We start from the raw sequence: 26,116 nt of genomic DNA, 5'->3' as shown, positions 1-26,116 counted from the left end.
TAATCCCATGATATTGATGATTAATGAATTAATATGCGCCGTATCCGGGACCGGGGGCAGGAGCCGGCTCTTCCTTCTCAGGAATATCCGTTACCGCTGCTTCCGTAGTCAGGAGCATTGCAACGATGGAAACTGCATTTTGAAGAGCAGACCGTGTGACCTTAGTCGGGTCAACAATTCCGGATTCAAACATATCAACATATTCATCCTTGTAGGCATCATAGCCTTGACCCGCTTCCATTTCCATAACCTTGTGGAGAACAACGGAGTCTTCATGGCCCGAGTTCTTAACGATCTGACGCAGGGGCTCTTCCAGGGCCCGAAGAAGAATAGCTCCGCCAATCTTCTCATCACCTTCCAAGTTTTCAGTAAACTTCTTGACACCGGGAATAGCATCGACTAAGGCAACGCCACCACCTGCAACAATACCTTCTTCAACGGCTGCACGTGTGGCAGAGAGAGCGTCTTCAATTCTGAGTTTCTTTTCCTTTAGCTCCGTTTCTGTAGCCGCACCTACGCGGATCACGCCAACGCCACCTGAAAGTTTTGCTAAACGTTCCTGAAGCTTTTCACGATCATAGTCGGAATCTGTCGCTTCAATCTGTTTTTTGATATGGTCAACCCGCTCTTCCAGAGTCTTCGCATCGCCATGGCCACCGACAATAACGGTCTTATCCTTGTCAATATTAACCTTGGCAGCCTGACCCAACTGGTCGATCATGGCATTTTTCAGCTCCAGACCCAAGTCTTCCGTAATCACCTGACCTCCGGTTAGGATAGCAATATCCTGGAGCATTTCCTTGCGACGGTCGCCGTATCCGGGAGCCTTGATTCCGACCACATTGAGGGTTCCACGGATCTTGTTCAAGACTAAGGTGGCCAGAGCTTCTCCCTCAATATCTTCTGCAATAATCAGAAGAGGCTTGCCGGACTGCATGACCTGCTCAAGGAGGGGCAGAATTTCCTGGATATTGGAAATCTTCTTGTCGGTGATGAGGAGATAGGGATCTTCCAACTCAGCTACCATCTTTTCCCCGTCAGTTACCATATATGGGGAGAGGTATCCGCGGTCAAATTGCATACCTTCCACAACCTCAAGAGTGTTTTCCATCGTATTGGAATTCTCAACGGTAATAACCCCGTCCTTGCCCACCTTTTCCATGGCTTCGGCAATCATCTGACCGATCGCCTCGTCTCCGGATGAGATGGAACCGACAGATGCGATAGCCGCCATGGTATCCACTTCTTTGGAGTTTTCCTTAAGAATCCGAATGGTTTCTTCAGTGGTCTTCTGCATTCCTTTTCTGAGGACCATGGGATTAGCTCCGGCGGCCAGGTTTCTCAGGCCCTCCTGAACCAAAGCCTGGGCTAAAAGGGTGGCTGTCGTGGTTCCATCACCGGCCACGTCATTGGTCTTTGTGGCTACTTCTTTGACCAGCTGGGCACCCATATTCTCATAACGATCTTCCAGTTCAATCTCTTTCGCGATGGTCACACCATCATTAGTAATGACAGGAGAACCAAAGGACTTTTCAAGAACGACATTTCTCCCCTTGGGACCCATGGTGATTTTCACTGTATCTGCTAACTTGTTGACACCCTCTTGCATAGCCTTACGAGCATCATCACTGTACTTAATATCTTTTGCCATATAAATACCTCCTTTTACACCATCTTTATTAAAAGACGCTTCAACTAATCCTGAACAACAGCAAGCACATCTTCCATCTTGATGACGATATATTCATCGTCGCCAAACTTCACATCTGTGCCGGCATACTTGGAATAAATGACCCGGTCGCCTTCTTTAATATTCACTTTGTCCTTCTCCAATTGGTCGGAAATGGCGACAACTTCAGCATACTGGGGCTGTTCTTGAGCAGATGCAGGAAGAACGATGCCGGAAGCTGTGGTTTCCTCTTTCTCTAATTTTTGGATGACGATTCTTTCGCCGAGTGGGATAAGTTTCATACAAGCCTCCTTCAAAACGCTTTATTTTTCTTTTTATGATCTATCACTCATAATCATAGAGTGCTAACAACCGTCTCTATCATAACTAAAGGAAAGAAAAAATGCAAGTGCTTTTGTCTTTTTCTTTGCCTTCATAGGCCGGCCAAAGAAAAAAGCCCCAAAACGGGGCCTTTTTTTAATGATCACTATCTACTCATCCTTATTAATGAGGACGGCCAGGATAGCCAACCGTCGGGAAGCATCCTGATCAGGAGTACAGGTGGACAAGGTCAGAATTTTATCTTTCGGTAAAATGCTTTGGCCATAACGAAAATCCACTTCCGAGCCCTTGATCAACCGATTGACATGGTCCAAAAATTCTTTCTCCTTCATCTGAGGATTACGATAATCGGCAGCTTCCGGAAGGAAGGTCATGGCAATCATTCGGTATCGGTATACCCCACGGTCAGTAATCATTTGAATGTTTTTTGGGGATTCGTCCGTATAAGCCTGGTCCAGAAAATCCTGAAAATAACCAAACATAGAAGTCTTCCCAATATTCATCATATGACCGTAAATCACGGTATTTTGATCTTCAAGATTGGGGTTGTTTCGGTAATCCATATAGGGAATTCCCTGAAAGGAGTATTTTTTATCCAATCCCCGACGAAGATAGTAGTCATTATTTTTGGCTTGAACTACAGGATAGTTTATTTTTGTACCCTCAACCTGAAGATAAGCGATCACATCCTCGTTCTTCTCCCGGAGGTCTTTCATTATGGATTGATAGTCTAGTTTCTTTTCTTCTTTTCCTTGGTCTCCTCCTTGGTCCTTTCTCTCCTCCACTATCCTTTCAAGGGCGGTGAAAGAATCATCGGAAATTTTTCGTCCAAGAAAATAGGATCCAATCTTCCATAGACAAAAGATAATGACACAAAGAAGAACAAGCTCAATGAGCCGGTAAATCCATTTTTTCATCAGATTTTCCTTCTTATTCAGCGGACTCTATCACTTAAGATCCTCTTCATTGCTCTTTCCATTATCACTACCGAAGTCAAGATTACGATCAACCTGGGTAAAACCCCCATCCTCTTCACCAGGAACATTCACAGCTTCCTCGGCTTTATTGATAAAGTTCTCGAAGATAACTTGGGCATGGTCATTGGCATAGGCGTTAACGCGGTTGCTATCCCCCATGGACTTCTCACCATTTCTTTGAATGAGAAAATCATATTCATAGAGACGTCGAGCAAAGTCGGGGCTGGCCAGTTGAACTCTGTCCTGGGCCATCTGGTCCAATTTTCCCTGTCTTTCCTCAATGATGTAGTTGACCATTTCTGAAGGTGTGGAATATACCTTTCGATATAGACCTTGAAGATCAAAGTCTAAACCCGTAAATTCATAGACATCAATTGTGGATAGGAAGCGGGTAAGGATAGTTTTCAGAACATCATCGTTGAGGTCAACACCCTCATAGCCTTCACCATTCTTCATGTAGCGAACAGCTTCTTCCACATCCTGTCCAACGTAAATTGCCTTCTCCAGGGACTCATTTCGGTAAGGAAAATATCCTTCACCCTCCCCTTGGAAGAAGAGCCAATCCTTCATCTGAACAACCTTAGAGACTTTATCTAAAGTATTCCCGATCTTTTCATCGGTGAGCAAGTCATCAATATAGGCAAATGCTCGATCAGGCACCTGGTTTTCCACTTTTTTATTATCACCGGTAAAGAAGCCGGCAATATTGTCCATTACTCCCATGACTACCTCCTTAATTATTATTCCTTCTTCAAAGGGCAAGAGACACAGGCTAGCTTAACAGGGTCGTTCTGTTCAATATCTTTTAGACTAATTCATCAATTTCTTCCAGCTGGTCAACGAGTCCTCTAAATACATCCAAAGCCAAATCGACCGATTTTGGATCTGACATATCCACTCCTGCCATCTTGAGTTGGTCGATGGGGAAGTGATGAGCACCGTCTTTGAGGAACTTATAATAATTATCTACCGCTTTTTGCCCCTCTTTAATCACCTTGTGAGCCAGGGCCGTGGCTGCACAATAGCCGGTGGCATACTTATAGACATAGAAATTGGAGTAGAAATGAGGAATCCTCATCCATTCATGAGCAATGAGATCGTCGGAAATCATCGCTTCTCCGAAATACGCTTTGTTGAGATCGCTATAAATCTCATCAAAGTCTTCCTGGGTCAATGCCTCACCCGCTTCAACACGGTCATGGACAATCTTCTCAAACTCTGCGAACATGGTTTGTCGGTAAACAGTCGACTTAAAAGAATCCAAGTGGTGGGCAAGAAGCTCCTGTTTTTCTCTTTCCGTTTCTGCATGATCCATCAAATAATAGAGCAGGAGGTTCTCATTGAAAGTGGAGGCTGTTTCCGCTGCAAAAATCGTGTAATTGTAATAGAGAAAGTCGTTATTCTTCTTTGCAAAATAGGAATGCATGGAGTGTCCCATCTCGTGGGCAAGAGTGAAGACCGAATCCAGGGTTCCGGTAAAATTCATCAGAATATAGGGTTGTGAGTCGAAAGAACCTGAAGAATAGGCTCCGCCCCTCTTTCCGTCCCTGGGATAAACGTCAATCCAACCGTCTTCAAAGGCTGACCGGTAAATATCCTGGTATTCCTTCCCCAAGGGGGCAACGGAAGCGATGCAAACCTCTTTGGCTTCTTCAAAGGTATAGGTCTTGGAAGACCCCTTGACTAAGGGCAGGTAGACATCATACATGTGCTGTTCATCCAGACCTAAAAGTTCTTTTTTCTTGGCATAATAGCGGTGCATGAGATCCATATTCTTATGGATGGATTCAATCAGGGCATCATAAACCTTGGGATCCACATTATCGTCAAAGAGCTCCATCTGGAGAGCAGAATCATAGTGTTTAATCCCGGCTAAAGTGGTTAATCCTTTTACATTATTATAATAGGCGGTTGAAATGGTGTTACCAAACTTTTTGAAGGTGGAATAAAGATTCTCAAAAGCTTCCTTACGGACGGCGGGGTCACTATCCTGTTCCAAAGTGGTAAAGTTCTCCCCGGTCAGCTTCTCTCCGTCTTTACTCTCCAGGGGAGGGAATGTCAAATCGGCATTGGTCAGGAAGTAATAAATGTTTTCGGGGGCTTCTTCCAAAAAGGATATCTTAGAAAGAATAAATTCCTGGTCAGCAGTTAATGTATGTTCGCTGTATCGGAAGATCCGCTTAAGTTTCTCATGGTAGGGAGCCAGATCGGGATCATCCAGGAGTTTCTCCTGTTCAGCTTCATTTAGACCAAGGAGGTAAGGGCGGAAAAAGGACAAGGAAGCATCAAAATCAGTCAGAACAGTCATTGCCTCCTGATTGAGCTTCTGAGCTGAAGAGACTCGTGAATCCTGGTCCTGCTGCATATTCGTAAAGACGATGACATTTTCAGCCACTCTCATGTATTGGTTGATGGCATCAAAGATTTCCTTAATGTGAGTCCCCGGATCTTCAGAAAAGAATCGAATTTTTTCCATCCCTTCCCTAACTTTTTCTAAATCCTCTCTTACCAGGTCGGCATTTTGGTACATATCCGAAATTGTCCAACGCAAGTCTTTTTGTTTTTCTTCCATTGATGACTCCTATCCATTAACTGAGTGACAATTACCCGTGTGCTTTTATCCTATTATATCAATAAGAGGAAACAATGTGCTTAGGGGAAAAGTCATATCTCATCAACTTCACGCTCTGTAAAGAAAGGAAGAAAGGCCGATGGAATGGAATATTTTCGGACCAAGTCCTCCGGTCCCACCCATAACGCCTCATCAAAGGCCTCCAAGCCCCCGGCCTCTCCGGAATACGTCAGAAAAGCACTCTCCCTCTCCCCCGCCAGACACTTACCCGGCCTTGGATCATCCAACAGGTAACAAATCATATCCCATTCCACATGGGAAAAAATATGGCGGTAGGCCCCATTATAGCGGACAAGATAGGAGGAAAAAGAGCCGCCCAAATGTTCATCGATCCAGGTCACCACTTCTTCTTCGCCTAAATGACCGGCAATCATGGGCAAGGACCATAAGCCGCCCAGAAGACCTTTCCCGGGCCGTCGAACTAATAAAACGTCTTTCCCCCTTCGAATGAAAAGAAGGGTCTTTTCTTTCTCTCTTCTATTCTTTTTTTCTTTCCGCCGGGGAAATTCACCCTGTCTTCCCTCCATAAAAGCCAGACAGCCTGAATTAAGTGGACATCTTTGGCAAAGCGGCTCACCTTTGGCCAAACAAATGCCGGAACCCAGATCCATAAGAGCCTGATTAAAATCTCCCGGACGATCCTCAGAAAAAAATGATTCCAAAAACTTCTCCACCCTCCGCTTGCTGGAGGTCTTTTCAATCGCTTCTTCCTCCATAATCATCCGTGCACCAATTCGGTATAGATTCCCGTCCGGTGCCAAATATGGTTCCTGAAAAGCAATAGATAAAATGGCTCCGGCTGTATAGGGACCGATTCCGGGTAGCGCTGTTAATTCCTTCCACTGAGGAGGAATATCCCCCTCATATTGGTCAAGAATGATTTGTGCAGCCTTTTTCAAATTTTTCGCTCGAGAATAATAACCCAGACCCTGCCAAAGTTTGAGAAGAGAATCTTCATCCACTGCTGCAAGATCCTCAATGGAAGGAAGACGGTCCATAAACCGCTCATAATAGGGTATGACTGTCTCCACTCGGGTCTGCTGGAGCATGATTTCCGAAATCCAAACATGATATGGGCTAGGATCTTCCCTCCAGGGAAGGTGGGTCCTGCGATGGACATCAAACCAGTCTAATAGCTTTTGAGTTAAATTCATCGGTCAATCCTCCTGGATATTTAGTGTACCATGGATTGACCCTTCACAAGGAGGAGGACTAGGCAGAAAAGAAGATAAATTCCTCCTTTGCCAATGAGATATGGTTTTGATCCTTGAGTACCGCTTTCTCACCGGGGTCCAGCTTTTTTCCTTCCAGGAAGGTCCCATTGGATGAGCCTAAGTCGACCAGAAGGTATTGCCCATTTTCATATAGGATTTGTGCATGATTTCGGGAAACATAAGGATTCTCCACTTGGAGGCTTGCCTCTTCCCCCGAACCCAAGCCAAAGGGAGCTCTTTCCAAGGGAAATGCCCGTTTTTTTCTATCCCACCAGAGAAAAGCACCTGACCCCTTTAGTAACTTTGTCTCTCCTTCCATCTTCTCCATTTTTCCAGGAAGTCCTTCCGCTTTTTTCTTCTTTTGCAGACGGTATCTTTTCCAGTTTTCAAGAGAGAAGTGAAACATCAGATAGGAAAAAGAAATCCTCTCAGGCCTGGCTATGGCGGGATTAACCTGTTTGTTGTCCGTCTTTCTGTCGACTTGAAAAAAAGATGGCTTCTCTTTATGGTTTAGAGATTTATCTGTGACAGATTCTTTTTTTTGTATAAATTCTTCCGGAGAGGGATAGTCCTGAAAAAGGGCTTGGTTGTCCAAATTCTTTTGCTTGTCCTCAACCGTTTTTTTCTCCACGGCATGGCGACCCCCTTGAGCTTGGAAATCTTCTTTCAATCGTTTAGGGCTGGAAAGGACGTCCTTTTGACCATTTTTTTCTTCTTCAGAATAGGATGCCAGGAATTCCTCCAGCCGGGTTAAGGAAAAATCTTTCTCCCCCATAACAGCGATCAAATCCGGCAAAAAATCAAGATTTTCATTAGAGAAATGTCCTTCTACAATAATCTTCTTCAAAAAACGGTCTAATGGAGCCTTTTCGTTAGATAAGGCTACCGGTAGATAGATGATCCTGGGACCCTTTTCCCCCAAAAAAATCAACCGGTCCGTCCACGAAATATCCTTTTTCACTAAAAGATAGTCCTCAGCTTCTTTCCCGGCGGCAACCAGGTGAGCAAGAAAATCCAAAAAATCCTTTTTCTTCCAGATCCTTCCCCCTTCCAGACTTTCCAGTTCATCTTTAATAGGATAGCGAAGAATAACCTCCTCTTCCATCCATTGAGTGCTTGGCGTAATAAAATAGTGTAATTTATTTTTTTCCAGCATCGATAAGGCTAAAGGATCAAAAGCATCATGAATATCAAGGCGATAACAATAGGTTTTTTCATCGCCTATACCGGATTTATCCCCTCCGCTCGTGGAAAGTTGAGCCCCCAAATAGGTCATTTTCAACCTCCTTCCATAAGTTATCTTTTGATCTTTCAAAGGGATTAATCCAGCTTGCCCTAAACCCCTTCTCACGAGCAATCTTCATTTTTTCCTTTTGACTTTCTCTTCCTATCACGATAAGATAGGGCCTTTGCCCGATTCTTAGATAGTCATCCAACAAAGCTGCCAGGCTAGAGGAAGAGATTTGATCGAGAAGGCAGAGATAGGCATCCGCTTGTCCAAAGGTCTTGCTGTCGTAGCAAAAAGCTTGACCGGGATAGTCGACAACAACCCGGTCATAGTCAGACCGAAGACAGGATAGCACGAGTTTGAGGTCGCTCTCACCTAATGTCCATCCATCTCCCGGCGACCTTGGTGGAGGAAAAAAAGAAAAACCACGTGGATCAAGAGATTCCGCCATTTTAATTCGCAGGGAAATATTCATCTTCTGGCTTAAAAGACCTAGATATAGGGTGGACCAGGATTTTTCTTTCGATGAGGAGGACATTTCCAAAAGAGGATCCCTGTTCCAATAGAAGACCCTCTCCCCCCGGTTAACTTGGTAGGCCGCAAAAGACTGGGCAAGCGAAGAGAGCGGAAAATCCCTGTAGGGCGTCAGAAAAAGAGAGAGTTTATTTGATTTTTTGACCTTATCGCCAGTCTCTTGAAAGGACAGGGCGAGGAAAAGATCCTCCTGAAGTCCGGTCAAATCCTGGTAGCGATAGATTTCTCCGGGGCCTCTTCCGGGCCTGGGTGTCCATAAACAGGTGATGATTTGATCCAAACCGGGCCGTTCCGTTTTGTTTCCATCATCTTCCGTATTCATCATTGAATACAGGGGCCATAGGGGCAAATCCGAAAGAAGATCATCTTCTGGGCGGCTATCCGCTACAATTAAATCAGGATGAAAAAACTCTTTCATATTCTTAACTTGCTGCCAGCTGGAAAAAAAATGAATCTTCATGAGACCGTCCGTCTTATCTTCCAAACCCTCTTTACAACGCAGGGCATAAGACCGATCTCGATCAATAAAGGCAATTTGATAGGTCATACTTCCTCCTCTCTTGCCTATGCTAACATGGCCCATGTCCCGAAGGTTTCCCATAATTACGGTAAAGTGATCCAGGTCTTTATGGCATAAAAAAGAAGGGATAAGACTAAGCCTTATCCCTTCCACCTCTATGATTATCCTCTACAAGCCGGCTAGATAGCGATCGATTCCTTTCGCTGCCTGACGTCCGGCACCCATGGCCAGGATGACGGTGGCAGACCCTGTCACAGCATCACCGCCGGCAAAGACACCGGGGATATTGGTTGCACCGGTTTCTTCATCAATGACGATCCCATTCCAAGGGTTCTTTTCCAAATCATCCATTCCCTGAGTAGCTCGGGGATTGGCGTTGGTCCCCAGGGCCATAATCAAGGTGTCACAAGGAAGCACAAATTCAGACCCTTCAATAGGAATGGGCCGACGACGGCCGGATTCATCCGGTTGCCCCAATTCCATCTTGATGCATTTGACCGCTGAGATCCAACCTTGATCATCCCCATAGATTTCAACAGGGTTCTGGAGAAGGTTGAAGATGACCCCTTCTTCCTTAGCGTGCTCAATTTCCTCCCGTCGGGCAGGAAGCTCAGCATCCGATCTCCGGTAAACAATTCTTGATTCTTCTCCCAACCTGAGAGCGGTACGAGCTGCATCCATAGCCACGTTTCCGCCGCCAATCGTGATAACCCGGTTTCCACGGTTGACAGAGGTGTCATATTTCTTATCAAAGGCGTGCATAAGGTTGGTTCGGGTCAGGTACTCATTGGCTGATAAAACACCGTTTAGGTTCTCTCCCGGGATGTTCATGAAACGAGGTAAGCCTGCCCCGGAGGCGATAAAAACGGCATCGAAACCCTCTTCCTCCATCAGCTGAGGAATGGTAATGGTCTGTCCAACCAGGACATTTTTCTCAATTTCAACCCCAAGGCGTTCTACATTTTCCACCTCATAGTTGACCACTTCCTCCTTGGGAAGACGGAATTCCGGAATTCCATATTGGAGGACTCCGCCGGCCAGATGAAGGGATTCAAAGACCTTTACCTTGTGGCCCATCCGAGCCAAATCCGTAGCACAGGCGAGACCGGCAGGTCCGGCCCCGATGATAGCCACCTTCCTTCCGGTGTCCTTGATGTCCTCATCCAGTTCCGGATGGATCCCATGCCTTTTCGCCCAGTCGGCCACATAGCGTTCCAGCTTTCCAATAGCCACCGACTGGCCTTTAAGGCCGCGAATACAGGGACCCTCACATTGTTCCTCCTGGGGACAGACCCGTCCGCATACAGCGGGCAAGGAAGTTGAAGCCGAAAGAATCTTATAGGCCGCTTTTATATCCCCCTTTTTGACTTCGCGTATAAATCCGGGAATATTGATTCTTACCGGACAGCCTTCGACACACCGGGGCTTCTTACATTCAAAACACCGGGAAGCCTCCAACATGGCTTCCTGCTTGGTGTAACCCAGACACACTTCATCAAAATTTTGGGATCTCTCCAGCGGGTCCTGTTCTGAAATCGGCACGCGGACATTGGGGTCAAATTCCGCATTGGCAACCTGATCGGAACACTGGCCATGGTGGTCTTGATCAAGTTCTGCCCGGTCCTGGAGACGGAGGGCAGCCCGGCCTTCCAGTGTTCGATACATCTGGGCCCGCTTGAGGGCTTCATCAAAGTCAACGAGATGGCCATCAAACTCCGGTCCGTCTACGCAAGCAAACTTTGTTTCATTTCCAATGGTCAGCCGACAGGCACCGCACATTCCTGTCCCATCGACCATAATCGGATTCATGGAAACGGTAGTGGGAATGTTGAGCCCTTTTTCATCCGTAAGCTTGGTGACAAACTTCATCATAATCATGGGACCGATGACGACCACATGCCGGTAGTCTTTCCCCTCATTTTTAACCAGGTCCTCAAGGCACTTAGTCACCATGCCTTCCCTGCCATATGTACCATCATCCGTCGTTACATAGACATTATCCGCTACGGCACGCATTTTCTCTTCCCAGAAGATCAAGTCTCCTGTTCTGGCCCCCATGATGACATCAACTTTAACACCACGTTCATGCATCCAACGGACCTGGGGGTATACGGGTGCAATACCTAAACCACCGCCAATAAAGCAAAGTTTCATCCGGTTGAGCTCATCCGGATCTTTTTCCACAAGCTCTGAGGGTTGACCCAGGGGACCGACAATATCAGCAACGAATTCGCCTTCTTTGACCTTGCCCAGTTTTTGTGTTGATTTTCCGATAGCTTGAACCGCTACCGTCACTGTCTCCCCATCCCGATCATAATCAGCGATTGTCAGGGGAATTCTCTCCCCATACCGGTCAACTCTGACAATGAGAAACTGTCCGGGCAGGCAGGAACGGGCGATCCTTGGAGCATGCAGAACCAGGGTATAGATATGTTCGGATTGTTGGACACGTTTTAATACCTCAAACATTCACTCCTCCTTTTTTTCTCTATAAGAATGTTGCATCATCATATGTGGAATAAAAAAACACAAGCGATGGTAAACCGCTTTAATAGTACCATAAACTGCTGAGATCTTTGCGGTAACTCTTCCTATTCCATGGATCCGATATTATCAGGCCTAAACGAATTAGGGAAAATTCATTGACTGTATTATTCGGATAGTATAGAATCATTAAAGTGTTCTTGGATAAAGAAAGCAATCCCTACCGGTAAGGACGGATACTCTTATCTTATCCACTGAGGGAAAAGAGGTGATGAGTTTGGAAGAAAGACTTGACCTGTGTGCAAATAACCAGAGGGTTTCCACTCATAAAAAAAGCTTACATTATGAGATCGACCGGGAACGCGTGCGTCGGGTGGAAAAAAGGATTCGTTATATCACCATCATCCTTCTATTTGTAGTGGCTATCTTTCTTTTTTATGGTTATAAGAGGGATTGGTTCTCTTCCGCTGAGCCACTCAAGGACTTTTTTCAAGGTTTGGGCCCCATAGGTTACGTCCTCTCTGTCGGCTTGATCCTGTTTAACACTCTTTTTCCTGTCATCCCGGGTGCTCTTCCCGGTTTAGCCGCTTATATGGCTTACGGTCCTCTACTTGGCTATGCAACAGTTATGGCCTGTACCCTGGTCGGATCAGTTGCTTCCTTTCTTATCTCCCGCCGCTACGGAGAAACTTTTGTCAAGGCCTTTGTCCCCGACGAAGTCTTTTATAAAATTCAGTCCAAAATTAAGGATGAGAAAACTTCTTCAGTGATCCTTCTCCTGGCCTACATCATCCCGGGTGTCCCAGACGATGCAACAACCATGATTATGGGTTTAAGCGATATGCGTCTCTCTCGCTTCATCATCATTTGTCTGATTGGCAAACCTCTCCCCACCTTCCTCTACCTCTTTGGAGTAAGCTCTATCGTCAGCTGGGTAATTTCAACCTTCCTTACATAAACACACATAAAAAGAAAACCGGCCTGATTACTTGGCCGGTTTTCTTCTTTTCATTTCCTATTCCTCAACAAAGGGGATCCACTTTCCATATCCCTCTTCTTCCATTTTGGAAAGAGGAATAAAGCGGAGGGCGGATCCATCAATGCAGTAACGGAGGCCGCCAAGGCTTTGGGGACCATCCGGAAAGACGTGACCCAGGTGAGAATCCGCCCTTTCAGACCTGACCTCGGTCCGTTCTACAGCAAGGGTATGATCTCTTTTATAGGCAAGGGATTCTTGAAGGATGGGCTTGGAAAAAGAGGGCCACCCACATCCCCCATCAAATTTATCCCGGGATGAAAAAAGAGCTTGTCCCGAAACAATGTCCACATAAATCCCGGGCTCGTCCAATTTATCGTAGGGATGGGAAAATGGAGGATCGGTTCCCTCCTCCTGGGTAATATGGTAGGCCTCAGGGCTGAGTTCCTTTTTCAAGGTCTCCTTGTCCGGCTTGTGGTAATCCATAAAATCCTCATCCAGAGGTTTCCCGGCTAAAGAAAGATCGATATGACAATATCCTCCGGGATTTTTTTCCAAGTAATCCTGGTGGGCATCTTCTGCTTTGACCCAGTTCTTTAACTCTTCCAGTTCGATAACCGACTTTTGACCCAAGTTCATTTCCAGGGCCTCCAAGCACCGGTGAATTCTGCCTATGCCTTCTTCAGGAAAGTCCCGGTCAAAGTAAATGCCTGTCCGGTACTGACGACCCCGATCATTTCCCTGCTTATTGATGGAGGTAGGATCAATGATCCGAAAATAGTGGGCTAGAAGCTCTTCCAAAGATAAAACCCGGCTATTGAAAGTCACCTTTACCGTTTCCGCGTGGTCGGTCCGGGAAAGCTCATGGTAGGATGTCCCTGCCTGGTTTCCGTTGGCATAACCAACCTCCGTATCAAGAACGCCGGGTATCCGTTGAAAATAGCCTTGGACTCCCCAAAAGCAGCCTCCGGCAAGATAAAGGACCCAGGGGGCCGGTTCTTGTTCTTGTCTCAACAATCTCATCTTTATCCTCCTTTTCAATAATTCTTCATGGCCCTTTCAGCACGGCGCCGGTCATCCTCCCTCCGGAGACTCTCCCGCTTATCGTATAACTTCTTCCCCTTGGCCAAGGCAATATCCACTTTAACCAAGCCATTTCGGAGGTGGATGTTCAAGGGAACAATAGTATAGCCCAATTTTTGGACGCCATCATAGAGCTTCCGGATCTCCTTCTTGTGAAGAAGAAGGCGGCGAGAGCGGAGGGGGTCCTGGTCTTGCAGCCTTCCTTGCTTATAGGGGGTTACATGCATTCCTTCCATCCAGGCTTCCCCATCCTTTATGGTGACATAGGCTTCTTTGATCGAAACTTGTCCGGCTTTGATCGACTTGACCTCTGTTCCCTGGAGGGATAGTCCGGCCTCAAAGGTCTCCTCGATAAAATATTCATGGCGAGCCCGTCGGTTATCTGCTAGCCGTTTTGTTCCTTCCTGACTTTTGGCCATGTCTTCCTATCTCCCTTTCTTCCGCTGCCTGCCTCCTCGATTAGAGAAGGGCTTGCGGTTTTTCTGCCGACCACTTGCTTTCTCCATCCGAGTCTGGAAAGCCTTGGAGGGCTTTCCGCCCTTCATGCCCTTGCTGCCAGTCCGGTGGCTATCCCTCCCGGATTTGGCCCTTCTTCTCCCGCTGGACTTCTGAGAAAAATTGCTCCTGTTTTGGCCCTTTACCTCATCAGGCCAGAGGATCCGGAAGTCAATTTCCCTGGTTTCCGGATTGGATCCGGTTAATAGAACGGTCAGCCGATCACCATAATGGATCTTTCGATTGGATCTTTCTCCCCGGACAAGAAAATGGTCTTCATCATAGGTGTAATAATCATCGGTCATATCCCGGAAATGGGCCAAGCCTTCAATTTGATTCTCTAATGCGATAAAGACCCCAAAGTTGGTAAGGGAAGAAACCACTCCGGTGAAGCTGTCTCCAATAAACTGCTGCATATACTCCGCACACTTCATATCCACAACGTCATGCTCCGCATCTTCCGCATTTTGTTCGGTTTCCGTGATATGGAGGCACTGATCAAATATCTTTTCTTTGACCTGACTGTCATTCTTTGGATGACCATCCAACCAGGCTTTGAGAAGTCGATGGGCAATGAGATCCGAATAACGGCGGATTGGAGCAGTAAAATGGGAGTAGTGGTCTGCGGCCAAACCGAAGTGCATTGTTGTCGAAGGACTGTAGATGGCTTTTTGCAGGCTGGTTAATACAACCATCTGGATGAAGGACTCCTCTTTTTTCCCCTCGGCCAATTGAAGAATTTCCTGGAGGTCTTTCGGCTGGGCATTATCTGAAATCATAGGATAGTGGTAAGCCTGGAGAACCCTGTTCAAACGGTCAATAGCTTCCGGAGAAGGCAAGCCATGAATTCGGTAGATATAGGGGATCTTGAGGTCATAAAAATGACGGCCAACCACCTCGTTATTGAGGATCATAAATTCTTCAATAATCCGGTTGGCCACCCGTCTTTCCTCCTGCCCAACCTCCACCGGTCGGCCCTCTTCATCTAAGACCACTCGAATTTCCGGGAAATTAAAGTCGATGGCTCCCTCTTCTATCCTCCGCCGGTGAAGTTTATTAAAGAGAAACTCCATTAAATCCAAACGGTCATATAGGCTTCCATCATCTGTAAAGGTCTTTCCGAATTCCAGAAAATCAGATACATCCTCATAAACCAACCGATGATCAGACCGGATAAGAGAGCGATAAAACTGGTAGTCCACCACCCTTCCTTCCTCATCAAGAGTCATCTGGGTAGTCATGGCTAAACGATCCTCGCCCGGTAAGAGTGAACAGAGGCCATTCGATAGCTCTTCCGGAAGCATAGGAATAACACGGTCAAGAAGGTAGACGGAATTCCCCCGGGCATAGGCATCCTTGTCCAAAGCCGTTCCCTCTTTTACATAATGAGAAACATCGGCAATATGGACATAAAGGTTATAGTATTTCCCCCGCTTTTCCACAGAAATAGCATCATCAAAATCCTTAGCATCCGCTCCATCAATAGTCACCGTATACAGCTTTCTGAGATCCTTTCGCCCTTTCTTATCTTCAGGCTCAAGATTCTTAGGGAGCCGGCCAACCTCAGCCCTGGTCTCTTCAGAAAATTCATAAGGAAGATCAAAGGCCATGGCCACGGAGGTAATATCAACCCCCTTCCCATCCATGGGGCCAATCACCATGAGGACATGGCCCTCCGGGTTTTCCTTTTCTTTTTCAAAGCGGTCGATTTTAACCAAAACCTTATCATTTTCCCGGGCATCCATGGCGTTACCACCATCGATATAAATATCCTTAAAATAAGCCTTTTGGTCAGGGATGACAAATCCATAATCTCCCATATCCTGGTAGCGACCGACGATCTTCTTAGGATTTCTTGATAAGACCTCCATCACACGGCCTTCTACCTTCTTGCCCTTGGCCGGGTTACCCTGGTTGATGATCTGGATCCGCACCCTATCCCCATGTAGGGCACCATTCAAATCATCCTGTCCAATAAAAACATCTTCCATTTCAGGATTATCCGAGATGAAAAAAGCGAATCCCTTAGCATTTCCCTGGAGTCTTCCCTCATTTTTTTTACCGGTAACTGCCCCCTCTGAGGCCCCATCATCGGATGCCGGCTCAAGCTCCTGACTTTGAGCCTGGTCTTCCCTTTCTATTTCTTTGGTCTTTTCCTCATCCGTTATTATTTCTTGAGAATACTCCTCTTCTTCAATCAGAGGCACAGGCATATCCTCCGTTTGGAAAAAACTGTCGACATTGAGTCCGCTATCCTTGTCTTTCTTTGCTTTTTTATGGGATTTCTTCGCTTTTTTCTTTGACGGGATATAGGCAAGAACCTTACCTCGCTTAGTCATGCGAATAACCTCCTGAGCAAGGAGGTCATCAATAATATGATAAAAATCCAGTCTCTCTTCCCCCTCTAAACCGAAGAATTCGGCCAACTCCTGAACCCGAATAGGTTCATAGTTTTCTGACTGCAAATATGAAAGCAAGAAACTCTTAATGTCCATGATACCTTCCTTCCTGCTGTATTTGTCCTATTTTTCTTCTTCTCATCCTACTTGGGTTTACCTTCTTTTCTTACCCATTATGAGCAGGCTTAGTGACCTGAAGTTTGAAGACAAGAAAAGCCTCCAACTTGCGTTGGAGGCTTTGGGATTCGATACAAGGAAAACTATTTTACAATCACAAGACCGATCAGGCTGATGACGAAAATAATCGAACAAACTGCTGTTACCTTATTCAGCATAATATCCTTGCCTTTATAGGCAGAGGTCCCGAACGCATTGGCATCCTGACCATAGGATGACCCGGCCCCGGTCTTTGGATCCATGAGAACCGTTGCTCCAATAATGACCAGACTGGCTATTACCAAGACGATAACAAAAAATGTCTTCAAAGTCTTCACCCCTTACTTAAACAGATTCCAACAACTCAAAAAATTATACCAGACAAGTCCAGGTAAATCAACTACTTGACGGAAATCAGGTCTTTCATCTTGTCAAAAGTCTTTTGACCGATTCCGGATACATTCATGATGTCTTCCGGTTTAACAAAAGGGGAATGGTCACGGTAAGAAATGATCTCCCGGGCACGGCTTTCTCCAACGGAAGGTAAGGTGGTCAGTTCTTCCATTGAAGCCCGGTTGATATTGATCTTCCTCGTCTTTCCCCCACTTCCTCCTCCGGAAGAAGTGAGGTTGACTTCCGCAGACTCTACCTCCTCCCCCTCCTTAGGAACATGAATCTTCATCTCATCCGACAGGCGTAGAGCCAGATTCAAAGAAGCCGTATCACCTCCTGGAGTCAACCCTCCTGCTTCTTCGATGGCATCCTTTACTCTTGCTCCTTCCTGAAATTCGTAGACGCCGGGATTTTTTACTGCACCTTCTACATGGACATAGATAGAGGATGTTGAACTGGAAGCTTCTTCTCCCCGGTGTGAGCTGTCTGCTGTCTTTTCCTCTACAAATTCCTGAGCAGGAAGGTCAGACCGATGCTCATTATTCCTTTCCCCTTTCTTCCCCAGGCCGGTCCACAAACCATATAGGGCAAGACCTAAACCGGCAAGGATCAAAAGGATTTTTTCTTTCTTTGCCCCCAAGTCACGCCCCCTTTCTTTTCATTACTCTTTCTTATCGCTCTTATTTTCATTGGACCAAAGGCCTTCCAAATTATAAAAATCCCTTTGATCCGCCGTAAAGATATGGACTATTGTCTCCTCGCAGTCAAGAAGGATCCAAGAGCCTTCCCTGAACCCATCTTTTCTCAATGGAGGCATTTCATTTTCATAGAGGGCATCCTCTAGAGCATCGGCAATGGCCTGGGTGTGGTTTTTATTTCGTCCTGTCATAATAATGAAACAGTCACAAATTCCTCGACCGGGGTCCATTTCGATAACCTTAATATCCTTAGCTAGTTTATCGTCCGCCACTTTCAAAATAAGGGTATTCTTCTGTCCCATCTCTTTATCCATGTTCGTCAACTTTTTATCCTTTCTTCTCTTCCTTCATCTCTTCCAAAAGAGCATTTCTGGCAATGATGGTTTGAGGATTGATGATGGAATCATTCTTAACCAGGTAATTTATAGTATTGTTCATCGCTTTCAAAACTCCCTCATTAAGGCCTTCTAAAGCAGCTTCCTGAAGTTCAGGGAGGGTAGGAAATTCCCTGCCCGGTTCAATAAGATCGGCCAAAAAAATAATCTTATCCAAAGCTGACATATGATCGGACCCCAGGGTATGGGATTGAATGGCACGAACAATGTCCATATCCTCCAGGCCTAATAAATAGTGGACAGCTAATCCACCTATATAGGCATGAAGGTAGGGGCTGGGTTTCCAATCCACTTCCTTAACACAACCCAATTCTAAGAGCCGGTTAAAGTATTTCTTCTCATTTTTTTTTGCCATATCATGGAGAAAGGCCGCTTGACCTGCTTTATTTTCATCTTCCCCGTAGTAGCGAGCGAGAGCGATTGCTGTCCTGGTTACGCGGACAACATGACGGTACCTATGGTCGGAAAGGGTGGATTCCAAGATCTTGTTCCAACTGTTATAAGGTTCCCGACCTAAAAAATCCACTGCTACCTTCTCGACCAAATTTTCAAAATTTGAACACTCATTGTCCAAGGTAAAGCCCCCTCTCGAGGATATATTTTTCAACTTTTTTAGGAACGGCGTAGTGTATCGACCGTCCTGCTTTCACTTCCCGGCGAATTTCTGTTGAAGATAAACCGGTGATAAAGCGAGAAAAAAGAGTGATTTGATAGCCTTCTTGGCGTAAAACCTCCGCCTTCTTCACCGGATCTCCCTTTATGCCCAACCGGGCTGCCACCACAAGGTGAACCCGACTCAACAGATCCTCCGGACAATGCCAGCTTTCGATGTCCATCAGGGAGTCTTCCCCAACAATAAAGCAAATCTCCTGGTCAGGATTTTCCTCTTGAATTTCCCTGACCGTATCGACTGAATACCTGACTTTTCCACTATTAATCTCTCGGTAGTCTATCGCAAAATGGGGGTTATCTTCGATAGCCAGCTCCAACATATCCAGTCTCGCTCTGGCACTGTCCCCCTTGAAGTCCTTATGGGGCGGGCTGAAAGCCGGGAGAAAGTAAACTCGGTCAATATCCAGCAAGGTCCGTGAAGTTTCAGCGATAAGGAGGTGGCCCATATGAATGGGATCGAAGGTTCCACCATAGATGGCCAGTCTTTGATCCTTCTTCATGGCTTTACCTATTTGGGAAGCCGGATCTTGACATTTTTGGAAGGCCGATAGATGACAAGCTTTGATCCCAGGTGAGAAACAAAATCCGCATCCAATATTTCAAGAATCCGGTCCACCTCATCTTCAGGATCCACGCCTGCTGTGTCAAGAAAGGTCATCTTGACCAGTTCCTTGGCCGTAAGTTGGTCTTCCAACTCCTTAAGTGTATTTTTTGTTATCCCATCCTTTCCGATAATCAAGGTGGATTGCAGACCGTTTGATAAAGACTTTAGATAGCTGCGTTGTTTTCCTGTAAGCATTTTCTCTCCTTATTTACTCAAACATTTAGGGAAAGTCTTCCTATCCATTAACAATAGTATTTTAGTATAAAGGGTGGGAAAATACCAAAGTTTGAAGACTAAGACTCTTCTCTACCTTGAGCGAGAGCAGGAAAAACAATTCGATACCATCTCCCCTCCCTTCGGCCATAGGCCAGGCCTCTAGGAGAAAGTGGAGATAGCTCCTCATATTCACAAGGAAGAATCACCCGGCCCCGGTAAGAAAAACCCCAAAATCCCTTACTTTCTTTTCTTTGAAAAAAGTAATCTCCTGCCTCTTCCTGTGTTTTCTTTTCCTTCGTTAGTAGACCGGTGAAATGCCCCTTCTGATCCAAAAGGGCCCAATAATTTTTCCGCTTAGCCATGAATCCCCCTTGAATAGATTTTATCTCTTCATAACGATCATAGTTCACCCCTTGACCTAGAGCATCCACAAGGTATTTACCTAAGTTATCTTGAAGAATAGCCAAATCTCCAAACCAACCTGCATAAAACGAGGATTGACAGGGGATGATTTGCCTTTCTTGAAGTAAGTCAAAGAACAAAGGTTCAAATTCATTCTCAAAGGCCTTTTTATATTTGTTCAAAAAGAGGAATGCCTGATCAAAATCCCCCTTCTTCTTCCAGCCGGAAAAAAGCATGTGAGTTGCCGACTTGTTTTTTTGAAGATCTTGGCTTTGATCCATAAAGGCCTCTGCCCGAGTCAAGTTTCCTATCTCTACCAAAGCAGTAAGCTCCTGGAATGAAAAGTAATCACGATCCGGTTTGCTAAGACCTTGAATCCGAGATAGAGCTTCCCGATAATAACCTTCTTCCAAGAGAATACTTAATTCCTTCTCTACCCTATCTAATTCCTGATTTCTAGTCCGCATTCGCCGGAAGCTCAACAAACTCAAAGTAAGGGTAACTACAATAAGAATTGCGGGATAGAGCCAACGCTTTAGCTTAGTCATCTTTTTCTCCTCCCGGAAAAGCCTTCTGGTCAAAAATGACAACGATCGACAGGCCCTCTTCTTTCTCCAATTTCCGGGTTAAAGCATGAAGGTCGTCAGATAAGACTTCTGCCTCTTCCGGGAGCACCAGGATGATAGCTCCGGCTTTTACCTCTCCAATGTCTTCCCTGCTTGCATTAAATTTTTGAATATCTCTCTTCGTTTTCCGGATATAGGACCTGATTTTTTGGATAAAAGCCTCATCTTTCACCTGGTAAGCAGCCGGGTCTCTTCCCTCGCCCTGACTATAATGGTCTGAGAAAATATTGAGAGAAAAAACAGCCACACCCTTCCCTTCTTTATCGATAAAATCTATTCCATGCCCGGGCGGCAAGGACTTATCTGATTGTTTTCGGTATTTTTCAGCAAATTTTCTTCCTCTGGAAAAATTGGATTCCTTCCAAATGGACTCTTCCTTCTTTTTCCGGTCCTCCTCACTATTATTCCAAACTCCTAGAATGGGATCATCCGTAAATACCCAAATGCCGGTTCCTGCATTTTGATGGACTATTTTTGGTCCAAAGAGTTTCAAAGGACCCGGCAACTTCATTTCATAGGTTAGATTGACCTGGATCAGGTCATGTTCATCATCAATGGACGTTTCCAGGATCGGTTCTTCTATCCATTGGTCAATGGCCGGAGACAGCCTTTTTCTCCCACCCTTTAATTCCTCTTGAAAGGCTAAATACGTTGATCCGGTAAGGGTCATCTCCTCCAAACTCTCTTTTTCCATGTCATTGAGCGGTCCCGAAGGACGCAGGTCTACCGTATCCCTTAAGTAATTTCCAATTTTATTTATTCCATCTCTAAGAGAATGGACCATGGATATTTCATCGGAAAGATTGAGAACGGCTTGATCAAGGGCATGTTGCGTATAGGCTTGGATTTTGAAGAGATGGAGGATAAGAATCCAACTGGTGATAAAAATGATCATCAAGCCCATGATCAGTGATGCCTCAATGGTTAGTGATCCTTTCTCCCCCCTTAACTTCATCTTATCAGGTCTCATCCTCCGCCTCCTCTGGGCTTAATCTCTTTTTCACCATAGCCTTCTATCCAGGATCTTTTGATTTTATAAACCCCTTGTTGAAGACCCAAAGAAGGAGCCCAAATCCTATTTTTCCCGATCAAGCTAAGACCCACCTGGCCCCCGGCCGTCCAAGACAAGGCAGTTGGAGTCAACGTTAGGTCACTTTCTCCGTTTTCCGCATGGATAAGTTTACAGGTGTTGACTAAGAGGGAGTCCTTACCTGATCCGACCAGAGCAAGAAAAAGAAAGAGCTTGATATAGTCCTCATAACCCATGCTGAGACCCGCTCCTGTGGCAAGACCTGTTCCTAAATCTCCACCACCCAGTTCTTTTTGAAATCCATCAAACCACTTTCCTAAAGCTTCCTTGGTTTTCTCTTCTCCAGTCTGCCGAATCCCCTGAAGTTTTTTAGTCCATTTGGCGGAAAGTCCGTCAACATCCTTTGTAGCTTGATCGACTACCGGATCAATAACTTGATCCAAGAGGTCATTCAGCTTTTTCATCAAGTCCGAAGTCAGCTTTTTTTCCTTTTCTTTTTCCTTCCGGAGCATATCAAGTCCGGAAAGCAAGTCGCCAATCCTTCCCTCCAAACTCAATCCAGCTTCTCGTATCGCCCCATCCAACGCTCCATCGGAATTCAGACCTCCGATTTGACCAATCAGGGCTTTTAATCGGGCTTTATCTTTGGCCGGATCCGGTTTTTGAATTTGAGAAAGGGCCTGAGTCATCCAGGTCTGAATGGGTGTCTTAATGGCATTTTTTGCCATTTCTTTCGAAGAAGAAGCGATCTCCTTCATCTTTTCATTGACCAACTCATTAGCCGCTTCTATGGAAGCGGTCGCTTGAAACTCCCCGGCGTCAAAGAGATCCCCCACCATAGATTGAGCTAAGGGCTTAATCCCCGAAAGAGAAAACCTCCAGTTGGTTGAATTTTTCATAACCGGCACTTCCATGCCTGATAACAGGTCGTCCATATCGAGTTTTGTCTCACCAATGGAGAGAATCCCCAAGAAAATTGATTGAATAAATGGAAGGCCAAATCCTGACCAGCCTGCTATAGCCGTTGCCAAGGGGGCTGTCTCTTGGTAGAGATCGGGAGAAGTAAAGGCATAGGCTGCATTCATCATCAGCCGTAGACCGGCAATAGATATTGCGGCCCGGCGGAGATTATCCATAAGAACATCCTTGCCGAAAAGAATATATTCCAATTCGCCCCCATAAAATGGACGTTCCTTAAGGGGAAGACCGGTTAAAGATAACGTGTCCTTTCCTTCTCTCTTCTCTATTTTTTTACTTGTTCGATGGCTAAACATCCGACTCCAGTAAAGATAGAGCCTGGCACGACTTTCCTTATCACCAATATCATGCTTAAATGAGAACAGTCGTCCTGATTGATTAAAACCGGAGAGAACATTTTTTATTATTCCTTGGTCATTCGATAAACCGCCTAGTGGGCTAACTTCTGAACCTGTACCAATTGATCCTCCTGACTGGTAACGCTTTAAGCTATCGGCGGGAATGTATTGAGAGAGGGACCCGGCCAAGTTAACCATATTGAGTTTATCTGCCCATTTTGCCCGATTTTTCAGTTTTCTCTTCTCATTCCATGCCTTGATAAATTCCAGTAAACCGGATCGTTTATCAGGGTCGATACTGACCAGGGAAGATTGAGCATCTAAGGCTTGCTCAGAAAAGGCCTTCCCTTCAAGGGTATTTTTTCCAGGGGCCCTGACCTTCCCCTGTCTTCCTTCTTCAATCAGTATTTTTTCTCGATCCAACCAGGTAGAAAAGGAAAGTTGATCCAAAGATTTCCCCTCAAAACTGACCTCCTTCCATGCCTCCAAATGGTCAGAAACTCGATTTTCCATTTCCTCCATCTCCTGGGCCAAACGGTCAAAACCCTCAAAATCATCCTGACCTGTTTTTGCCAGATAATCCGCTTGAAAACCGGAAGCCATTGCTCCCGAAGGAAGATTCTTTACGGCGGCCTCCCAAGTTCCGGCTTTGTTTTGTATATCTGCCGAGCAACCACTCATTTTTTTTATTGACTGTTGAACTTGGTACAAGTAGGCTTGCAGGGCAATCAGCCCTGTCTTCATTTCCTGATAAGACTTTTTTAACTTGCCAAACTGGTCCTTTAATCGGCTAAGGTCGTCATTCTTGATGGAAAAATCTTCATTTTCATCCTCCCCGTCTTCCTTTCTGTTAACAAGCTTATCCAAACTGGTTTCCAAATTACGAAAACCGGTTTCCAAAGAGGAAAGATTCTCTTGTAGAGAAGGAATTCCCTTTACTATTTGACACCCTCCATGAACGATCGTCCAAGCTTCCGGAAGGGCAGAGGTATTGCTCAAGAGCTTTCCAATATGAACCAACTGATCATGATAATTTTTCAACCCTTTTTCATAGGTGGCTTTTGCATCCATAACGGGGCCTAATTGGCTGATCTTATTATAAATATCAAAATGGGCTTCCACTTCCGACCACAGAAGCCTGGGTGTCTGCCAATCCATGAATTGATCAATTTGATCCTCTATAACCTTTGGTTCTGAGAGGATCATACCCTCTACTTTCTCAACTTGGATTTCAGGGGCATGGAGAATAAACGAATCTGAACGAATGGCTGAAGGAGCATATCTCCTTTCCCAACCCTTCTTTGCCAGCATATCAACTTCTTCAGGGTTTTTGACGACAAAAAGTCCATACTCACGAGCTAATTTTTTATCGAATTGTGCAAGACCCATCCTCGAAGACAAACGAAGTCCGGTCAACATTTCAGCTCCGGCCACCTGAATTCTCAAATAATCTCCCAAAATGCCAACAACCACCAAAAGAAGGGAGAGGAATCCTGCAAAAAAAACGGTCAAAAATCCATTTTCCCGGGCCAGCCATTTCCGCACTTCCTCACTCCTCTCTATTGTTCGGTTTTTATCCAGGCTTGGATAGCCAGGTATTTCCACATCGCATTTGCTGAAGAAGTCCAGTTAAAGATAGGCCTTGTCTCTAGTTCTGTATTTTCTCCTAACTTAAAGAAACGAAATGCTCTATTTCTTTTTATAGGCCGTCCAGACTCCACTGACATTTTCTGTCGAAAAAGGCCGGTAATCTTCCATCCTCCTTCTTTTCCCAGAATCGGAATAGCTGAGGGATCCTTAAATAGTGGTGAATTAGTCGCTTGCTGGACTTCTTCGATTATCTTGCTTTCCCGGTGACCCCCCTTCCAAAGAAGAAAGGAGAGAAAGAAAAAGAAAATGAGAAGAAGAAAGGCTATGGGGTAAAGGTATGACGCCTCTACCAGGGCAACTCCACCTTCCTCCTTTTTTAATTTTCGGACAAAATTTCTCTTTACCATAGTCTCTCCTACGTTTACGTCAGATATTTAGGGCTTCCTGTTCAATTTTTTCAAAAAGAGTTCCCAGCAGTTGCGTTAAGTTATCCCTAAAAATGGCAATAAGGGCAATAACGACCAGGATGATGAGAACGATCGCTACCATATTGACTTCTCCTCTTTCCTCACGAATTATGTTTTTCCATTTTTCTCTTTCATATCCCACAAAAAATTTCAATTTCATCGGTATAAGCATATTATTTCCACCTTTCTATACCAGTCCCTGTGCCAACATAGGAGCCATTACCAAAATCAGGATCCCAATAAATAGCAAGATACTTGGAAATATCATTTGTTGGGATGCACGTTCCGCCTCTTCCATCATCCTCCGCCTTACCGCTTGGACCTGACGAGAACGTATGGTTTCGAGTTCTTTGACCAGTTGCTGGGTTCCCAGATGAAGTCCCTCAACCATAAGCTGACCGATCTCACCCAGAACAGGCAACTGAAAATGTCGTCCAAAACTGCGATAGCTTTCTGTTAAGCTGACACCCTGTTTGACCAGGACAGCCTGCTCCCTCATCTCTTCATATAAAATTCCTTCCTGGGATAAACCGGTTTCTGTCCAGGCATCTTGGACAAGAGAACCTGCTTGAATGGAGAGAAGGAGACGGCTTAGCATCTCAGGAAGACTTTGAATTACCTCATCTTGGATTTCCTTTGCCTTTTTGGATAGGAAATGATCCTCATAAAACCATCGACCAATAGAAAGGGCAAGGAGAAGGGGAAAAAGAGAGGGAAAAAGAATGGACGGTGAAATCCATCCGGCTAGAAGATAAAGATCATGCATTTTTCTGCATTCTCTGTAAAGAAGAGCTGCTTCCCCTTTAGCTTGACCATCAATGATCACCAGGAAATTCTTCTTTAAGGGCCACCGATAGGTCCTGATAGGCTCAGGAAGATGGGATAAAAGGAAATATCCTATTCCTCCACATGTATATCCGCTGTGATCCCCCATCTTTCCGTTCTTCCGGGAACAAGACATCTTGCCGTAAAGGATTAACCATCCAATAAGAAATATC

The 26,116-nt window shown here is 45.4% G+C and carries 24 protein-coding genes; 1 reads left to right on the top strand and 23 read right to left on the bottom strand.

Going from position 1 to position 26,116, the window contains the following annotated elements; genetic code table 11:
* Positions 1 to 28 precede the first annotated feature (28 nt).
* The 9 genes from groL to gltA form a co-directional block, all read right to left on the bottom strand.
* Positions 29 to 1,651, bottom strand: a complete 1,623-nt coding sequence (gene groL / locus BN2373_RS05580; protein ID WP_053943119.1) for a chaperonin GroEL — start codon at positions 1,649 to 1,651, stop codon at positions 29 to 31.
* A 44-nt stretch (positions 1,652 to 1,695) separates the two neighbouring features.
* Positions 1,696 to 1,971, bottom strand: coding sequence for a co-chaperone GroES (locus BN2373_RS05575; protein ID WP_053943118.1), 276 nt, complete (start codon positions 1,969 to 1,971; stop codon positions 1,696 to 1,698).
* Between the two features lie 189 nt (positions 1,972 to 2,160).
* Positions 2,161 to 2,928: a class B sortase gene (locus BN2373_RS05570; protein ID WP_053943117.1), complete on the bottom strand. Its 768-nt coding sequence runs from the start codon at positions 2,926 to 2,928 to the stop codon at positions 2,161 to 2,163.
* A gap of 30 nt (positions 2,929 to 2,958) precedes the next feature.
* Positions 2,959 to 3,711 carry a hypothetical protein gene (locus tag BN2373_RS05565; RefSeq protein ID WP_053943116.1) on the bottom strand — a complete coding sequence of 251 codons (753 nt, stop codon included), beginning with the start codon at positions 3,709 to 3,711 and terminating at the stop codon, positions 2,959 to 2,961.
* 82 nt (positions 3,712 to 3,793) lie between these two features.
* Positions 3,794 to 5,560, bottom strand: a complete 1,767-nt coding sequence (gene pepF, locus BN2373_RS05560) for an oligoendopeptidase F (protein ID WP_053943115.1) — start codon at positions 5,558 to 5,560, stop codon at positions 3,794 to 3,796.
* 92 nt (positions 5,561 to 5,652) lie between these two features.
* A complete protein-coding gene (mutY, locus tag BN2373_RS05555; protein ID WP_053943114.1) occupies positions 5,653 to 6,774 on the bottom strand; it encodes an A/G-specific adenine glycosylase in 1,122 nt (373 codons plus the stop codon).
* 58 nt (positions 6,775 to 6,832) lie between these two features.
* On the bottom strand, positions 6,833 to 8,110 hold the full coding sequence (locus BN2373_RS05550; protein ID WP_053943113.1) for an FHA domain-containing protein: 1,278 nt from the start codon (positions 8,108 to 8,110) through the stop codon (positions 6,833 to 6,835).
* Positions 8,067 to 9,143, bottom strand: a complete 1,077-nt coding sequence (locus BN2373_RS05545) for a P-loop NTPase family protein (RefSeq protein ID WP_053943112.1) — start codon at positions 9,141 to 9,143, stop codon at positions 8,067 to 8,069. Before BN2373_RS05545 ends, BN2373_RS05550 begins: the two co-directional genes overlap by 44 nt.
* A 141-nt stretch (positions 9,144 to 9,284) precedes the next feature.
* Positions 9,285 to 11,585, bottom strand: coding sequence for an NADPH-dependent glutamate synthase (gltA, locus tag BN2373_RS05540; RefSeq protein ID WP_053943111.1), 2,301 nt, complete (start codon positions 11,583 to 11,585; stop codon positions 9,285 to 9,287).
* A gap of 292 nt (positions 11,586 to 11,877) precedes the next feature.
* Between gltA and BN2373_RS05535 the strand changes: the two genes are divergently transcribed.
* The gene (locus BN2373_RS05535; RefSeq protein ID WP_162200054.1) at positions 11,878 to 12,558 is read left to right on the top strand and encodes a TVP38/TMEM64 family protein; all 681 of its coding nucleotides are present in this window, start codon (positions 11,878 to 11,880) and stop codon (positions 12,556 to 12,558) included.
* A 57-nt stretch (positions 12,559 to 12,615) separates the two neighbouring features.
* Here the strand turns inward: BN2373_RS05535 and msrB are convergent, their stop codons facing one another.
* The 14 genes from msrB to BN2373_RS05460 all read right to left on the bottom strand — a co-directional run bounded on the left by msrB (position 12,616) and on the right by BN2373_RS05460 (position 25,884).
* Entirely contained in the window at positions 12,616 to 13,599 is a 984-nt protein-coding gene (msrB, locus tag BN2373_RS05530; RefSeq protein ID WP_053943109.1) for a peptide-methionine (R)-S-oxide reductase MsrB, read from the bottom strand.
* Positions 13,600 to 13,613: 14 nt separating this feature from the next.
* On the bottom strand, positions 13,614 to 14,078 hold the full coding sequence (smpB, locus tag BN2373_RS05525) for an SsrA-binding protein SmpB (protein WP_053943108.1): 465 nt from the start codon (positions 14,076 to 14,078) through the stop codon (positions 13,614 to 13,616).
* A gap of 6 nt (positions 14,079 to 14,084) precedes the next feature.
* Positions 14,085 to 16,649 (bottom strand): ribonuclease R, encoded by a 2,565-nt coding sequence (gene rnr / locus BN2373_RS05520; protein ID WP_053943107.1) that lies wholly within the window; start codon positions 16,647 to 16,649, stop codon positions 14,085 to 14,087.
* Positions 16,650 to 16,813: 164 nt separating this feature from the next.
* Positions 16,814 to 17,038, bottom strand: coding sequence for a preprotein translocase subunit SecG (gene secG / locus BN2373_RS05515; protein ID WP_053943106.1), 225 nt, complete (start codon positions 17,036 to 17,038; stop codon positions 16,814 to 16,816).
* A gap of 71 nt (positions 17,039 to 17,109) precedes the next feature.
* Positions 17,110 to 17,742, bottom strand: a complete 633-nt coding sequence (locus BN2373_RS05510) for a ComEA family DNA-binding protein (protein WP_053943105.1) — start codon at positions 17,740 to 17,742, stop codon at positions 17,110 to 17,112.
* Between the two features lie 21 nt (positions 17,743 to 17,763).
* The gene (rsfS, locus tag BN2373_RS05505; protein ID WP_238379643.1) at positions 17,764 to 18,114 is read right to left on the bottom strand and encodes a ribosome silencing factor; all 351 of its coding nucleotides are present in this window, start codon (positions 18,112 to 18,114) and stop codon (positions 17,764 to 17,766) included.
* Between the two features lie 13 nt (positions 18,115 to 18,127).
* Positions 18,128 to 18,721: a bis(5'-nucleosyl)-tetraphosphatase (symmetrical) YqeK gene (gene yqeK / locus BN2373_RS05500; RefSeq protein ID WP_162200053.1), complete on the bottom strand. Its 594-nt coding sequence runs from the start codon at positions 18,719 to 18,721 to the stop codon at positions 18,128 to 18,130.
* A 37-nt stretch (positions 18,722 to 18,758) separates the two neighbouring features.
* The gene (gene nadD / locus BN2373_RS05495; RefSeq protein WP_053943103.1) at positions 18,759 to 19,367 is read right to left on the bottom strand and encodes a nicotinate (nicotinamide) nucleotide adenylyltransferase; all 609 of its coding nucleotides are present in this window, start codon (positions 19,365 to 19,367) and stop codon (positions 18,759 to 18,761) included.
* An 8-nt stretch (positions 19,368 to 19,375) separates the two neighbouring features.
* Positions 19,376 to 19,666, bottom strand: coding sequence for a YhbY family RNA-binding protein (locus BN2373_RS05490; protein WP_053943102.1), 291 nt, complete (start codon positions 19,664 to 19,666; stop codon positions 19,376 to 19,378).
* Between the two features lie 98 nt (positions 19,667 to 19,764).
* Positions 19,765 to 20,637, bottom strand: a complete 873-nt coding sequence (locus BN2373_RS05485) for a hypothetical protein (protein ID WP_053943101.1) — start codon at positions 20,635 to 20,637, stop codon at positions 19,765 to 19,767.
* Positions 20,630 to 21,685: a hypothetical protein gene (locus BN2373_RS05480; RefSeq protein ID WP_053943100.1), complete on the bottom strand. Its 1,056-nt coding sequence runs from the start codon at positions 21,683 to 21,685 to the stop codon at positions 20,630 to 20,632. Before BN2373_RS05480 ends, BN2373_RS05485 begins: the two co-directional genes overlap by 8 nt.
* On the bottom strand, positions 21,682 to 24,606 hold the full coding sequence (locus BN2373_RS05475; RefSeq protein WP_053943099.1) for a DUF5702 domain-containing protein: 2,925 nt from the start codon (positions 24,604 to 24,606) through the stop codon (positions 21,682 to 21,684). The genes BN2373_RS05480 and BN2373_RS05475 overlap by 4 nt, the downstream gene beginning before the upstream one ends.
* 471 nt (positions 24,607 to 25,077) lie before the next feature.
* Complete coding sequence (locus BN2373_RS08070; protein WP_053943097.1) at positions 25,078 to 25,278, bottom strand: Flp1 family type IVb pilin; 201 nt, start codon at positions 25,276 to 25,278, stop codon at positions 25,078 to 25,080.
* 27 nt (positions 25,279 to 25,305) lie between these two features.
* Positions 25,306 to 25,884 carry a hypothetical protein gene (locus tag BN2373_RS05460; protein WP_154826138.1) on the bottom strand — a complete coding sequence of 193 codons (579 nt, stop codon included), beginning with the start codon at positions 25,882 to 25,884 and terminating at the stop codon, positions 25,306 to 25,308.
* Between the last annotated feature and the right edge of the window lie 232 nt (positions 25,885 to 26,116).

The organism is Kallipyga gabonensis (assembly GCF_001286805.1).
GTDB classification, from domain to species: domain Bacteria; phylum Bacillota; class Clostridia; order Tissierellales; family Peptoniphilaceae; genus Kallipyga; species Kallipyga gabonensis.
Note: the sequence above shows the minus strand (reverse complement) of the source record. Positions and strands in the feature narration are given on the sequence as shown.